Annotated in this window: 13 protein-coding genes; 11 read left to right on the top strand and 2 right to left on the bottom strand. The window is 63.8% G+C overall.

The window, feature by feature from the left end:
• Positions 1–12: 12 nt before the first annotated feature.
• The 3 genes from HDE76_RS08805 to HDE76_RS08795 all read left to right on the top strand — a co-directional run bounded on the left by HDE76_RS08805 (position 13) and on the right by HDE76_RS08795 (position 3,455).
• Positions 13–540, top strand: a complete 528-nt coding sequence (locus HDE76_RS08805; protein ID WP_179479561.1) for a sigma-70 family RNA polymerase sigma factor — start codon at positions 13–15, stop codon at positions 538–540.
• A 2-nt stretch (positions 541–542) separates the two neighbouring features.
• Positions 543–1,193 carry a hypothetical protein gene (locus HDE76_RS08800; protein ID WP_179479562.1) on the top strand — a complete coding sequence of 217 codons (651 nt, stop codon included), beginning with the start codon at positions 543–545 and terminating at the stop codon, positions 1,191–1,193.
• A gap of 420 nt (positions 1,194–1,613) precedes the next feature.
• Positions 1,614–3,455, top strand: coding sequence for a methyl-accepting chemotaxis protein (locus HDE76_RS08795; protein ID WP_221262368.1), 1,842 nt, complete (start codon positions 1,614–1,616; stop codon positions 3,453–3,455).
• Positions 3,456–3,522: 67 nt separating this feature from the next.
• On the opposite strand, the gene HDE76_RS08790 is transcribed toward HDE76_RS08795, so the two are convergent.
• Together HDE76_RS08790 and trxA are read right to left on the bottom strand one after the other, a co-directional pair.
• Positions 3,523–3,975, bottom strand: a complete 453-nt coding sequence (locus tag HDE76_RS08790) for a DUF4442 domain-containing protein (RefSeq protein ID WP_184506798.1) — start codon at positions 3,973–3,975, stop codon at positions 3,523–3,525.
• A 34-nt stretch (positions 3,976–4,009) separates the two neighbouring features.
• Positions 4,010–4,876, bottom strand: coding sequence for a thioredoxin (gene trxA, locus HDE76_RS08785; protein WP_184506796.1), 867 nt, complete (start codon positions 4,874–4,876; stop codon positions 4,010–4,012).
• 160 nt (positions 4,877–5,036) lie between these two features.
• On the opposite strand from trxA, the gene HDE76_RS08780 reads away from it, so the two are divergent.
• From HDE76_RS08780 to nadD, 8 genes are all read left to right on the top strand, one after another.
• Positions 5,037–5,654 (top strand): paraquat-inducible protein A, encoded by a 618-nt coding sequence (locus HDE76_RS08780; protein ID WP_184506793.1) that lies wholly within the window; start codon positions 5,037–5,039, stop codon positions 5,652–5,654.
• Complete coding sequence (locus HDE76_RS08775) at positions 5,651–6,280, top strand: paraquat-inducible protein A (RefSeq protein WP_179479567.1); 630 nt, start codon at positions 5,651–5,653, stop codon at positions 6,278–6,280. Before HDE76_RS08780 ends, HDE76_RS08775 begins: the two co-directional genes overlap by 4 nt.
• Positions 6,273–7,973, top strand: coding sequence for an MlaD family protein (locus HDE76_RS08770; protein ID WP_179479568.1), 1,701 nt, complete (start codon positions 6,273–6,275; stop codon positions 7,971–7,973). The genes HDE76_RS08775 and HDE76_RS08770 overlap by 8 nt, the downstream gene beginning before the upstream one ends.
• A complete protein-coding gene (locus tag HDE76_RS08765) occupies positions 7,970–8,620 on the top strand; it encodes a PqiC family protein (protein ID WP_179479570.1) in 651 nt (216 codons plus the stop codon). The genes HDE76_RS08770 and HDE76_RS08765 overlap by 4 nt, the downstream gene beginning before the upstream one ends.
• 118 nt (positions 8,621–8,738) lie before the next feature.
• Positions 8,739–11,546, top strand: coding sequence for a leucine--tRNA ligase (gene leuS, locus HDE76_RS08760; RefSeq protein WP_184506791.1), 2,808 nt, complete (start codon positions 8,739–8,741; stop codon positions 11,544–11,546).
• Positions 11,547–11,551: 5 nt separating this feature from the next.
• Positions 11,552–12,130 carry an LPS assembly lipoprotein LptE gene (gene lptE / locus HDE76_RS08755; RefSeq protein ID WP_179479574.1) on the top strand — a complete coding sequence of 193 codons (579 nt, stop codon included), beginning with the start codon at positions 11,552–11,554 and terminating at the stop codon, positions 12,128–12,130.
• On the top strand, positions 12,130–13,152 hold the full coding sequence (holA, locus tag HDE76_RS08750) for a DNA polymerase III subunit delta (protein ID WP_184506788.1): 1,023 nt from the start codon (positions 12,130–12,132) through the stop codon (positions 13,150–13,152). The genes lptE and holA overlap by 1 nt, the downstream gene beginning before the upstream one ends.
• Before the next feature lie 5 nt (positions 13,153–13,157).
• Positions 13,158–13,790, top strand: coding sequence for a nicotinate-nucleotide adenylyltransferase (gene nadD, locus HDE76_RS08745; RefSeq protein WP_184507683.1), 633 nt, complete (start codon positions 13,158–13,160; stop codon positions 13,788–13,790).
• Positions 13,791–13,816 lie beyond the last annotated feature (26 nt).

Genomic DNA, 13,816 nt, shown 5'->3' with positions numbered 1-13,816 from the left:
ACCACTGCGTCTATGACCGCCAGACAGCATCAGCAACGCTTCGAACATCTGCTGCAGCAACATCGTGGCATCGTGTTCAAGGTGGCGGCCCTTTACAGCCGCAGCGTGGTCGATCGCGACGACCTGATGCAGGAAATCAGCGCGCAGCTGTGGCGCTCGTTCGGCAGCTACGACGAGGCGCGGGCGAAATTTTCCACCTGGACGTATCGGATCGCGCTCAACGTGGCGATTTCGCAGGCGCGGCGCGCGCGCTGGTCCGACGGCGAGCGTTTCGAACCGCTGGAGGCGCGCCATCTGGAAACGGTCGGCGGTGGCGAAACCATCGCGGAACCCGACGAGCGGCTGACCGCGTTGTATGCCTTTATCGGCCAGCTCGATGAGCTCAATCGCGCGCTGATTCTGCTGTATCTCGAAGATCGCAGTTACACCGAAATGGCGGACGTACTCGGCATCAGCGAAACCAATGTGGCGACCAAGATCAGTCGCATCAAACAAAAGCTGCGCGCGCAGATGACCGGCGTAGCAGTCACTGGAGCATGACCATGGAACTCGATGAGATGAAGCAGGCCTGGCAGAACCTCGACCGACGGATCGAGCAGCACTATGCGTTGCATGTGCAGACATTCCGTGATTCACGGGCGGACAAGGCACGTCGCGGATTGCGACCGCTGGTGTGGGGTCAGGGTTTGCAAATGGCGATCGGCGTCGTCGGGTTGCTGTTGTTCGTTCCCATGTGGGTCGCGCATCGCGATCAATCGGCCGTAGCGATTGCCGGGCTTCTATTGCACGCCTATTTTCTGGGCATGATCATCGTCGGGGCGATGGTGCAGGCGCAGATTGCGCGCATCGACTTCGGCGCGCCCGTCATCACCATTCAGAGGCAGCTGCTGACGCTGCGAAAAATCTATGTGGTTGGCGGCGCCTGCGTAGTTGGCCTTCCGTGGTGGTTTTTGACGGCGCCTCTGCTGGTGGTGGCGTCGCACGGCGCGATCCTGCAGACCGCACCGCAGGTGATCTGGATCCAGTTGGCCGTCGGCGCGCTCGGATTGCTCGGCACAGGATGGTTTTACCGTTGGGCGCACCGTCCGCAGCGCACCGCGCTGGGTTTGCGCCTGGACAACAGCGCCACCGGCGCCGGCATTCGCAGAGCGCAGGCTGCGGCAGAAGACATTGCGCGCTTCGAGCGCGAGTGAGTGCGCCCCGCAAGATCAAGATAATGACGTAACGGTTTGGCGGTTGACTCAACGCGCCTTGGGCTTCAGCCGCACATAAACCTGCCTGCGCACCCAGGCGATCGCTTCGCCCGACGCCGTGACCGCCTCGGTGTCGAGCCGAATAGGTTGCCGTCAAACGGAGTGCGACGTGGAAATCAACCTTCTTTTGCCGACAGGTAAACAGCGGCGGTCGCCAAGCCCCCAGGCCATGCCCACGTCGCAGTCCAGCATGGTGCTTCGTGGTTGTCCGAGTTAAGGAAATCCCATTCGTGCCGATATCGCTTTTGCCGAGCCCCATACCTGGCTTTCTTTAGAAGAGCGATAGACATGCATTTCGCAAAATCGATAAAAGCTCGCTACTCGCTTTTCGTTACGGCCTTTTTTGTTGTGATGGTGGTGATGACCGTAGCGGTCATACAGATTTATGTGACGCCGGAACTACGCAAGGAAGAAGCTCAGGTAGTGGCCGGCCATGTCGAAACCATCAGCAACACGATCAAGGGCAAAATGACCCAGATCGAGGCGCAGTCGCGCGCCATCACCGAGGCCGTCCCGCTGATGGACAGCGGCAGCATCGATCATCTGCTGCCCGGTTTGCTCAATCAATACGGCGACACGAACGTGTTCGGCGGCGGCATATGGCCGCTGCCCTACCAGCGCGATCCGAAACTGGAGCGGGACAGCACGTTCTACGCACGCGGCACGGACCAGGCGCTGGCGATCAATACCCACTGGAATACGCCGGCAGCGCTCAAATACTACGAGCAGCCCTGGTACCTTGCCGGCCTGCATGCGCCCAGAGGTCACTGCCCCTGGGCCAAGGCCTACAAGGACGATGCCAGCGACCAGCCGCGGACCAACTGCGCGATGGTCATCTACAAGGATGACAAGATCTACGGTGTTTCCACCATCGATCTGACCCTCGGCTTTTTCAATACCCTGGTTGCCGATATGGAGAAGCGCATCCATGGCCAGGTGCTGATCGTCGAGGCGGACGGCAAAATCGTCAGCAACAGCAGTCTGGTCAAGGATCCCATCGTGCTGAAGAATGTGGCCGACGTGGCAGGACAGGCGCCGATGTTCGCGGCCATCCAGTCCGTGCTACCCCGGCTCGCGCAGAACCAGCCGCTGGAGCAGGCCTATCAGGTCGATGGTCAAAACTATACGCTGACGATGCGTCCGATCGAGGGCAGTCCATGGTGGCTGGTGACTGGCATGGACGACCGGCTGCTGACCGTCAACAGCGACCGGATCCTGTACAAACTTGGCCTGGTACAACTGCCGATGGCCGCGCTGCTGCTGGCGCTGCTGGTGTTCGGAATCAATCTGTTGACACGCCGCTTTAGCTTGCTCAAGGCAAATATCGACGAGCTGTCCAGTGGCGACGCCGACCTTACCCGACGCCTGCCGTTGGGGCAGGGCAGCGAATTCAACGCCGTGGTCGAAAGCTTCAATCATTTTATCGCGCGCCTGCAGGCCATGCTGCTGCAAGTGCAAAGTGGCGCGTTGGCGATCGCTGCGACCACGCGGCAGCTAGCCGATGGCAATCTGGAGCTTTCGGCGCGGACCGAGACGCAGGCCAGTTCGCTCGAAGAGACGGCTGCCTCCATGGAGGAACTGGCGGCCACGGTCAAGCACAATGCGGAAAACGCCAGCCAGGCCAACATCATGGCCGGCGAGGTATCGAAGATGTCGGTCAGCAGCGCCGAGAGCGGCGCGAGGATGCTGGAGACCATGACCGCCATCAACGAATCGTCGCGAAAGGTTGCCGATATCACGGGCGTGATCGACGGCATCGCCTTCCAGACCAATCTGCTGGCGCTCAACGCCGCGGTCGAGGCGGCAAGGGCTGGCGAGCAGGGCAGGGGCTTCGCCGTCGTGGCGGAGGAAGTTCGGCGACTGGCGCAAAGTTCGGCGTTGGCGGCCAAGGACATCAAGCGGCTGACCACCGAGTCGGTCGAAAACGTGGACGTCGGCACCCGGCTGGTCAACGAGACGCGTACCGCCAATGACGCCCTTCATGGCGGCGTCAGCGGCATGGCGACGCTCATATCCGAGATCATGCAGGCCAGTCGCGAGCAGAGCCAGGGAATCGATCAGATCAACAGCGCAGTGACCCAGATCGACAACACGACGCAGCAAAATGCCGCCCTGGTCGAGGAGGCCGCCGCGGCAGCCAAGCTGATGAACGAACAGGCGGCGCAGCTGCGGGAGGTGATTTCCGGCTTTAAATTGGCCTGAGTGGCGCCAGCCCTCTGAACAGGAGGGGGCTGACGACCTGCGCTGTCGTGCGGCGCAGTGAGGCGATTCAGCGCGCCTTGGGTTTTAACCGAACATAGATCTGCTTGCGTACGACGGCAACGACTTCGCCGGCAGCGGTTTTGATCTGGGTTTCGAACCAGTGCAGCACTTTGTCACCGCCAGCGGCACGGGTGCGCAACTGGTCGACTATGGTCGGCTCGAGCTTGAAGTGCGCGTAGACGTCCTCGCGACCGGGTGCCACAAAGTCGATGGCGCCAGCCTTGTCCCAGACGATGTAATCGTTGCCCAGCTGATGCATCACCAGCAGCATCCAGAACGGGTCGGTCATGGCAAACAGGTTGCCGCCGAACTGAGTGCGCACGTAGTTGCGGTTCCACGGGCGCAGGCGCAGCACGACCTTCGCTTCGGTGTAATCGTCGCTGATGCCCAGCACTCGGATGCTGTTGAACAGAAACGGCGGCCGGAGGTTCATGGCGCGGCGGAAGGTGGACGATTTCATCAGGCTGTTTCCGTATGCCTTCGTGCGCGCCGCATCAAAACAGCAGCGAGGCCATCTTGCGGCGGTAGCGGCCGACCAGTTCGGCATCGTCGAGCGTGGCGAATGCGGCGAGCAGGCGCTTCTTGGCCTGATTGTCGTTCCATTCGCGATCGCCCTTGAGGATGAGCAGAAATTCATCGAGCCCGGCGGCGGGGTCATCCTCCAGCAGCAGGCGCACGCCGAGCAGATCATGGGCCGCCCAGTCGCTGGCATTGGCCGCGACGCGCTGGCGCAGTTCGGTCAGCGAAGGGGCGCCTTCGAGCGCGTGGGCCAGATCGAGCTGGCTGCGCAGGCGCAGCGCGCGTACGTCGATGGCGAGGTTGGCCGGCAGTGCGGTGAGTTCGGCTTCGGCAGCGTCGGCCTGGCCGCCGCGCATCAGCGCCAGCGCCAGCTCGAGTTTCAGTTCGGCTTTGTCCGGCTCGGCGGCGATCGCCTGCTGCAGCCGGGCAATCGCCTGCTCGGGCGTTTCCAGCGCAGCTTCGTCGATGGCGTCCGCTTCCGGCGGCGCTTCGAGCGGCTGCACGTGACGCGACAGGAATTCACGCAGCTGGCTTTCCGGCAGCGCGCCGGCGAAGCCGTCGAGCACCTGGCCGTCCTTCACCAGCATCACGGTGGGAATGCTGCGGATGCCGAACATGCCGGCCAGCTCCTGCTGCGCTTCCACGTCGACCTTGCCGAGGCGGAACGCGCCGTTGTATTCGGCGGCGAGCTTTTCCAGCATCGGTCCCAGCGTCTTGCACGGCTCGCACCATTCGGCCCAGAAATCCACCAGTACGGGTGTGGTCATCGAGGCCTGCAGGACCTCGGCCTCGAAGCCTTGCTGGGTTACATCGAAGACGTGGGAGGCGGCTTTTTCAGTCACGGAATTTTCCATCGGGATAGATACAGTGCGATCCGGTGCTTGCCAGATCGGGGCAGGTGCCAGCATATCAAGCCTGCACAAGCTCCCTGACGTTCAGCGCCGGGGCCGCAGATTTGCGAGAATCCAACCATTGGCCCTGTCCGAGCAAGCCCGTAACCGCATGAGCACCACCTCACTGGAAGCGCTGCAGATCTGCGAAGAGTGCGATACGGTTCACCGTCGTCGCGCGATGACGCGCGGCGAAGTGGGCAAGTGCGCCTGTTGCGGGGCGACGCTGGAGCACTACCACAGCCTCAATCCCAATACGATGCTGGCGCTGGTGCTCACGGCATTTATCGTATTCGTTCAGGCCAACCTCTGGCCTATCGTCACGCTGGGCCTCAACGGTCGGCACAGCAGCACCACATTGTGGGGCGCCATTATCACGATGTGGCAGTCCAATGCGCAGGTCATCTCCGTACTGGCCGCTGCCACGCTGTTCTTTTTTCCGCTGGTCAAGATGCTGTCGATCGGCTGGTTGCTCTGGTTTGCGCGGCAGCGGCGCTGTGCGCCGGGCTTCGTGCCGATCATGGTGACGCTGCACTACATCGGGCCGTGGACGATGAGCGAGGTGTTCGTGCTCGGTGCGTTGGTGGCGATCGTCAAGGCCAAGGTGTATTTCGACGTGGTGGCCGATCCGGGCATTTATGCGTACGCCGTGTTGACCGTGCTCATCACCATTTTCGCCCGCGTCGACATGCGCGAGCTGTGGAACATGCGCATGAAGGACGAGGGATGAGCGCGCTGCCACGCGCGGCCGACCTTGGGCTGATCGGTTGCCACGTGTGCCGGCTGGTTTGCCGCCAGCCACCGGAGGGCGCCGACGATATGGCGTGCCCGCGCTGCGGCTCGGCCCTGCATCGGCGCAAGCCGGCGACTTACGCGCGCACCTGGGCGCTGCTGCTGGCGGCTTTCATGATGTATCTGCCGGCCAACTTTCTGCCGATCATGCGTACGGCCAGCCTCAACGACGTGGACGACAACACCATCCTCAGCGGCGTCAAGGAGCTGTGGATCAACGGCTCGGCGGATTTGGCGATCATCGTTTTTGTCGCCAGCATCTTGGTGCCGATGTTGAAGTTTCTGGTCTTGGGCACCTTGCTGATCAGCAGTCACATGCGCACCGACTGGGCTCAGGTGCAGCGCGCCAGGCTGTATCGGCTGGTGGAGTTCATCGGCTACTGGTCGATGCTGGACGTGTTCGTGGTGGCGCTGCTGTCGGCGCTGGTGCGCTTCAACGTGCTGAGTCGGGTAGAGCCGCTGCCCGGCGTCATTTTTTTCGGCCTGACCGTGGTATTGACCATGCTGGCGTCGATGAGTTTCGACCCACGGCTTATTTGGGATAGCAGAGATAGCGATGACTGACGAAAGCAGCAACGAACTGGACAAGCCCGAGCGCGACGAGCTGCCGCGTCCGGTGGTCAAGCGCCGCCGACGTTTCAGCGCGTCGCTGATCTGGCTGGTGCCGGCGCTGGCGGCGGTGATCGGCATATCGCTGATCGTCAACAGCGTGCTGCAGGCCGGCCCGGAAATTGTTATCACCTTCCAGACTGCCGAAGGTCTGGACGCCGGCAAGACGCCGGTGAAATACAAGAACGTGGTGATCGGCAAGGTCGACAAGATCGAGCTCAGCGAAGATCGCTCCCACGTCAAGGTGAGCGTGGCGCTGGAGAAGAGTGCCAAGAGCTTCGCGACGCAGGGCACGCGGTTCTGGGTGGTGCGTCCGCGCATCGGCATCGGCGGCGTGTCTGGCATCGACACGTTGCTGTCCGGCGCCTTCATCGGTGCCGACGTGGGCGACTCGCAGACCTCGCAGGAGGACTTCAAGGGTTTGGAGACACCGCCAGCCGTCAATCACTCGGCACCCGGCCGAAGCTTCGTGCTGCACAGTGATGACCTGGGCTCGCTCGATATCGGCTCGCCGGTGTATTACCGGCGTATCCAGGTCGGTCGCGTGGTGTCGTACCGGCTGGACGAAAACGGCAAGGGCGTGTCGATGCAGATCTTTATCGATGGTCCCAACGACAAGTTCGTGACTACCTCGACGCGATTCTGGAACGCCAGCGGCGTGGATGTCTCGCTCGGCGCAGATGGGCTGAAACTCAATACCGAATCGCTGGCGACCGTGGTCGCCGGCGGTCTCGCATTTCAGGATCCACCCGGGCCGCATGACAGCACGCCGGCAACACAGGACGCGCAGTTCCAGCTGTTTGCCGATCAGGGCACGGCGATGGCGCCGCCGGACGGCACGCCGCATTACATCCGCATGCGCTTCGAGAAATCGATGCGTGGCCTCGACGTCAATGCACCGGTGGAGTTTCTCGGTGTGAAGATCGGCAACGTGGTATCGGTCCGCCTGGACTATGACGACAAGACGCAGACGTTCCCGCTGATCGTCGGTGCGGTGGTCTATCCGCAGCGGCTCGGCACGGCCTACGACAAGCTGCAGGCGCTGGTGAAGGCGCGCGGCGAAAATCCGGACATGACGCAGATGATGGGGCGGCTGGTCGACCACGGCCTGCGTGCGCAGGCGCGCACCGGCAATCTGCTCACCGGCCAGCTGTATATCTCGATGGACTTCGTCAAGAACGCGCCGAAGGTGGCGTTCGACATGAACGCCCGGCCGCTGGTGATTCCGACCGCGGCCGGCAGCTTCGACAAGCTGCAGGAGCAGGCGGCGGAGATCGTCGACAAGATCGACAAGATTCCGTTCGAGGCGATCGGCAACAACCTCAACCAGACTCTGGCCGGCCTCAGTGCGACGCTGAAGCAGGTTAACGGCAAGACCCTGCCCGAACTCGACAACACGATGAAGGGTGTGCAGAAAACCGTCAGCACGGCGGGCGACGCGCTGTCCGGCGATTCGCCGCTGCAGCAGAACCTGGGCACGACCTTGCAGGAAGTGCAGCGCGCGGCGCGCTCGGTCCGCGTGTTGATCGATTACCTGGGCGATCACCCCGAAGCGCTTATCCGCGGCCGCGGCGCCGATGCCAAGCCGGAGCGTGCGGCGGCACCGCCCGCGCCAACCCATTCACCGCAGCAAGGGAGCAAGCCATGATTCGTGCAGGCCTTTTTCATCACAGCAAGCGCCTGCTTGGCTGGGGCATCGCACTGACGCTGGCCGGCTGCGCCTCGGCGCCGCTGCACTACTACACGCTGGTTCCACCGGCGACCGACCCGACTTCCGACACCGCGTCGTCGAGCCCGGCCATGGCGTCGCTGCCGTTCGAACTGCTGCCAGTCACCGTGCCGGCGCAGGTCGACCAGCCGCAGCTGGTGGTGCGCGATGGCAGTCAGGGCGTGGCGCTGCTCAACGGCGAGCGCTGGATCGCGCCGCTGGGCGACGAGTTGCGCAGTGCGCTGTCGACCGATCTGGCGCGCCAGCTGCACAGTCAGGACGTCAGCGCCTTGCCCGGCAACGACAAGCCGCGGCTGCGGATCAAGCTGGACGTGCGCCGCTTCGACTCGCTACCCGGCAGCTATGCGCTGATCGATGCCAGTTGGAGCGTGCGAGTGATGCACGGAGCCAACGAGGGTCAGGGCGGCACGCTGTCCTGTAACAGCCGGGTGAGCGAGACGGTGGGTGCGGGCTACGATGCGCTGGTGCAGGGCCATCAGCGCGCGATCGGCCGGCTTGCCGCGCAGATCGCGGCGGTTGCGCAATCGCTTGTCAACGGCCAGATGCCGGCCTGTCCCAGTACTTGAAAGTACAGGTCCCCTGGCGCGTCAAGGCTTGGCGCCGGGGCCGCGCTGGGCTAGTCTGATCCGTTAACCGCCGCCGGCTGTCGCTGGCGCGGGCCCACCGCATCACGGCGTCGCAATCATGCAGGATATTCAAGACCCCAATTCCCTGTCACAGGGGGCTGCCGAGCCAGGACAATCGCCGGAGCAGGGCTATGCCGCCACGGCCGTCGAAAGCGCCGCACAGCAGTTTTGGGGCGAGCAGCACGCGTACGAGGTAAAGGAGGATCCCTCCAAGCCCAAGTTCTACTGCCTGTCGATGCTGCCGTATCCATCTGGCGCGCTGCATATGGGCCACGTGCGCAACTACACTATCGGCGACGTGATCAGCCGCTATCAGCGCATGCAGGGCAAGAACGTGCTGCAGCCGATGGGCTGGGACGCGTTCGGCCTGCCGGCCGAGAATGCCGCGATCAAGAACAAGACTGCGCCGGCCAAATGGACTTACGCCAATATCGAGCATATGCGCGCGCAGCTGCAGTCGATGGGGTATGCGATCGACTGGACGCGCGAGTTCGCCACCTGCCGGCCCGACTACTACGTGCACGAACAGCGGATGTTCGTGCGGTTGATGAAAAAGGGCCTGGCCTACCGTAAGAACTCGGTGGTGAACTGGGACCCGGTCGACCAGACCGTTCTGGCCAACGAGCAGGTGATCGACGGCCGCGGCTGGCGCACCGGCGCGCTGGTGGAAAAGCGCGAGATTCCGCAGTGGTTTCTCAAGATCACAGATTACGCGCAGCAGTTGCTGGAAGGTCTGGATACGCTGCCGGGCTGGCCCGATGCGGTCAAGACCATGCAGCGCAACTGGATCGGCCGCAGCGAAGGTCTGGAGATCCGCTTTGCGGTCAACGATCTGGACGGCCAAACGCTGGCGCCACTCGATGTGTTCACCACGCGCCCTGACACCTTGATGGGCGTGACCTTCGTCTCCATCGCGGCCGAGCACCCGCTCGCCGTGCATGCGGCGCAGAACAATCCGCAGCTGGCTGCCTTCATTGCCGAGCTGCGTCGGGGCGGCGTTTCCGAGGCTGAGCTGGAGACGCAGGAAAAGCGCGGTATGGACACCGGCCTGCGCGCGATCCACCCGATCAGCGGCGAAGAAATTCCCGTCTACGTGGCTAACTTCGTGCTGATGGGCTACGGCACCGGCGCGGTAATGGCGGTGCCGGCGCACGATCAGCGCGACTGGGAATTCGCGCAGAAGTACAGTCTGCCGATTCGCATGGTCGTCGTCGATCAGTCTGTTATCGATGCGCTGAACGAGATTCAGCACGACATCGCGCTGGGCGTCGGCGTCGATCCGATGCAGGCCGCGCTGAGCGGCCGCGATGCCAACGCGCAGGATATTTCCGCACCGCTGCGCATCGTGGAAGAATTCGAACGACGCATCCACGAGGAGGCCGCCTGGGGCTCGAAAGGCATCCTGGTCAATTCCGGCGAATACGACGGCATGGATTTCAGCCAGGCGCTGAATGCGCTCGCGACGCGCTTCGAGCGCGACGGCACAGGCTCGCGCCGCGTGAACTATCGCCTGCGCGACTGGGGCGTCAGCCGCCAGCGCTACTGGGGCTGTCCGATTCCGGTGATCCGCTGCGCGACCTGCGGCGACGTGCCGGTGCCGGAAGATCAGCTGCCGGTGATCCTGCCCGAGGACGTGGCCGACGCGTATTCGAAGGTCGGCACCGTGCAGTCGCCGATCAAGGCCGACCCCGAATGGCGCAAGACGTTCTGCCCCACCTGCGGCGGTGCGGCCGAGCGCGAAACGGACACCTTCGACACCTTCATGGAGTCGAGCTGGTATTACGCCCGCTACACCAGCCCGGGCGCCAGTACCCAGGTCGACGATCGCGCCAACTACTGGCTGCCGGTCGACCAATACATCGGCGGCATCGAGCACGCGATTCTGCATTTGCTGTATTTCCGCTTCTATCACAAGCTGCTGCGCGACGAGGGTCTGGTGCACAGCGACGAGCCGGCGACCAACCTGCTGTGCCAGGGCATGGTGATTGCCGAGACGTATTACCGCGACAACATCGATGGTTCGAAGGACTGGATCAATCCGGCCGACGTCGAAATCGAGCGCGATGAAAGGGCGCGCGTGATCGGCGCGCGTCTGAAATCCGATGGTCAGCCGGTGCAGATCGGCGGCATCGAAAAGATGTCCAAGTCGAAGAACAACGGCATCGATCCGCAGTCGATGGTCGGCAAGTACGGCGCCGACACGGTGCGGCTGTTCTCGATGTTTGCCGCGCCGCCGGAGCAGTCGCTGGAATGGAGCGAGGCCGGTGTCGAAGGCATGTCCCGTTTCCTCAAGCGCGTCTGGCGCGAGGTGACGGCGCACGCGGCCAAGCCGGATCATCCGGTGGTCGAGCCGGGCGTGCTGGACGCCGGACAGAAAGCCATGCGCCGGCAGGTGCACGAAACCATCCAGAAGGTCAGCGACGATTTCGGTCGCCGCCATGCCTTCAACACCGCCATCGCTGCATTGATGGAGCTGCTCAATGCCTTGAACAAGTTCACCGATCAGAGCGAGCAGGGTCGGGCGGTGCGGCACGAGGCGCTGGAAAGCATGGTGCTGCTGCTTAACCCGGTCGTGCCGCACATCAGCCATGCGTTGTGGCAGGTGCTGGGCCATCCGCAAACCGTGCTGGAAGATCAGCCCTGGCCGAAAGCCGACCCGGCGGCGCTGGTTCGCGATACGCTCACACTGGCGGTTCAGATCAACGGCAAATTGCGCGCTACCATCGAGCTGCCGACCGGTGCCTCGAAGGAAGAGGCCGAGGCGCTGGCCCGCGCGCAGCCGCAGGTGGTGCATTTTCTGGAAGGCCTCAGCGTACGCAAGGTCATCGTGGTACCGGGCAAGATCGTCAACATCGTCGCAGGATGAAATCCATGAGTTCCATGAAAGTCGGTCGTATGCTCCAGCTGGCGCTGTTGCTGTTATCCGCTATCTCGCTGGCCGCCTGCGGCTTTCATCTGCGTGAAAACGTGAAACTGCCGGCGTCGATCCAGAAAATCCACATCGTCACCGGCGTCGGCGATTTCCAGCGCATGCTGGCGCGCGCGCTGGTGGTGGCCGGCGTCGACGTGAAGGATGAAGGCGGCCCGGGCATCGCGGAGCTGCGTGTGCCGGTGGCGAACTTCAGTACCGACACACTGACCGCCGGCGGCTATGCGCGCATCACCGAATACGCCGTGCGCTACAACGTGCAGTTCAGTGTGATCGATGGGGCTGGCAATGTGGTCTTGCCACTTCAGACCATCAGCATGCAGCGCGAATACAGCTATGACGCGACCAACACGATCGGTAACGCGTCGGAGGTGAACGAGATCCAGCAAAGCCTCAACCAGGACATGGTGCAGGCCATCCTGTTCCGCCTGCAGGCAGCCAGCAAGCATCCTATCGCTGCGCCCTCTGCGGCCCCCAGCGCTTCGGCGGCAACACCGGCGCCTGCCCAAAGCACGCACTGATGCCGCTCAGCGCTGGACAGTGGCAGAAGGCCCTGACGGCGGACCAGCTGGCCCCTGTCTATCTGCTCGCGGGCGAGGAGCTGCTGGTGCTGGAAGCCGCCGATGCGCTGCGCGCGCAGGCGAAAAAGCTCGGCTATCCCGAACGGGAAGTGCTCGAGGTAGGCCAGCATTTCGACTGGGACGATCTGGCCCGCGCCGCCGCCGGCATGTCGTTGTTTTCCACGCGGCTATTTATCGATCTGCGTTTGCCTACCGGGCGGCCGGGTATCGAGGGCGCGAAAGCGATCAATGCGTTCTGTGCCGATCTGCGGCCCGACGTGACCCTGCTGATTACCGCCATGGAGTGGAGTAGCAAGCACGATGGCGCGTGGAGCAAGAAGCTGGACGCCACCGGCACGATGGTGGTGTTCAACGCGCCGCGTGCGAACGAGTGGGGTGCCTGGATCAGCGCCAGGCTGGCCAGGCATGGCCTGGCCGCGTCGCCCGATGCGGTGGCGCTTCTGGCCGAGCGCGTCGAAGGCAACCTGCTGGCCGCCGCGCAGGAAATCGACAAGCTGGCCGTGCTGCACGGGCAGGGACGCATCGATGCCAAGGAGATGGAAAATCTGGTCGCCGACAGCGCCCGCTACGATGCGTTCAAGCTCACCGATGCGGCCTTTGCCGGTGACGGCGCGCGCGCGCTGCGCATCCTCGCCGGCCTGCGCGCCGAGGGCGATGAGCTGATCGCTCTGATGGGCTGGCTGGTGAATCAGCTGCAGCTGGCGCTGCGCTTGGCCAACGCGACCGATTTTGCCGCTCAGGCCAAGACCGAGCGGCTGTGGCAGGCGCGCGAGCAGCTGTTTCGCCAGGCCCTGCGCCGCGCCCCGCGCGATCACTGGCTGCAGTGTCTCGCCCGCGCCTCGCGTATCGACCGCATGGCGAAAGGCCGCGAGGCCGGCAACCCCTGGCAGGAAGCCGAACGGTTGATCGCCGCCATCGCCGAGCCGCGCGCGGCGCCGGCGCTGGCGCAGAGTCTGGTTTGATGGCGATGCGGCCGCTGGCGATTTTCGGCGGAACCTTCGATCCCGTGCATATCGGCCACCTCAGTGTGGCCTGGGAAGCCTCCGAGCTGCTCGATGCCGACGTGCACCTGATGCCGGCCGCCGTGCCGCCGCATCGACCGCCGCCGACGGCGAGCGCCGAACAGCGTATGACCATGCTGCACGCCGCATTGCAGGGGCAGTCGCGGCTGACGCTCGATGGCCGCGAGCTGCAGCGCACAGGGCCTTCTTACACGATCGACACGCTTGCCGAGCTGCACGTGGAGCAGGGCGATCGCCCTCTTATACTGCTGATCGGTGCCGACGCGTTCGCGGGCCTGCCGAGCTGGCATCGCTGGCGGGAAATCCTCGACATGGCGCATATCGGCGTGCTGAGCCGCCCGGGTATCGAGGCCGCGTTGCCCGCTGCGCTGGTGCAGGCGGTCCAGGGCCGGCGCGTGAATTCGGCGCACGACCTACGCGGCTGGCCGGCCGGCAAAGTAATCGAACTGGCCGTGACCCCGCTGGAAATTTCCGCCACGCATATCCGCGAGCTACTGGCGGCGGGGCGCGATCCGCGCTATCTGTTGCCGGCTGGGCTGTTCGACGACGCTCAGCTGCTGGCGCCGTATCGAGCCTGAGACCGCTGCGAACGTACGTTGGCGGT

It is taken from the genome of Rhodanobacter sp. ANJX3, assembly GCF_014200755.1.
Classification (GTDB): domain Bacteria; phylum Pseudomonadota; class Gammaproteobacteria; order Xanthomonadales; family Rhodanobacteraceae; genus Rhodanobacter.
This window is presented reverse-complemented; position numbering and strand designations above follow the sequence as displayed.

Coding starts and splice junctions, on each gene's coding strand:
- HDE76_RS08790 (WP_184506798.1), bottom strand. CDS start 3,975: ATGAAATCGTCCACCTTCCGCCGCGCCATGAACCTCCGGCCGCCGTTT.
- HDE76_RS08800 (WP_179479562.1), top strand. CDS start 543: ATGGAACTCGATGAGATGAAGCAGGCCTGGCAGAACCTCGACCGACGG.
- holA (WP_184506788.1), top strand. CDS start 12,130: ATGCCGCTCAGCGCTGGACAGTGGCAGAAGGCCCTGACGGCGGACCAG.
- leuS (WP_184506791.1), top strand. CDS start 8,739: ATGCAGGATATTCAAGACCCCAATTCCCTGTCACAGGGGGCTGCCGAG.
- HDE76_RS08765 (WP_179479570.1), top strand. CDS start 7,970: ATGATTCGTGCAGGCCTTTTTCATCACAGCAAGCGCCTGCTTGGCTGG.
- HDE76_RS08780 (WP_184506793.1), top strand. CDS start 5,037: ATGAGCACCACCTCACTGGAAGCGCTGCAGATCTGCGAAGAGTGCGAT.
- HDE76_RS08770 (WP_179479568.1), top strand. CDS start 6,273: ATGACTGACGAAAGCAGCAACGAACTGGACAAGCCCGAGCGCGACGAG.
- HDE76_RS08805 (WP_179479561.1), top strand. CDS start 13: ATGACCGCCAGACAGCATCAGCAACGCTTCGAACATCTGCTGCAGCAA.
- HDE76_RS08775 (WP_179479567.1), top strand. CDS start 5,651: ATGAGCGCGCTGCCACGCGCGGCCGACCTTGGGCTGATCGGTTGCCAC.
- lptE (WP_179479574.1), top strand. CDS start 11,552: ATGAGTTCCATGAAAGTCGGTCGTATGCTCCAGCTGGCGCTGTTGCTG.
- nadD (WP_184507683.1), top strand. CDS start 13,158: ATGCGGCCGCTGGCGATTTTCGGCGGAACCTTCGATCCCGTGCATATC.
- HDE76_RS08795 (WP_221262368.1), top strand. CDS start 1,614: ATGACCGTAGCGGTCATACAGATTTATGTGACGCCGGAACTACGCAAG.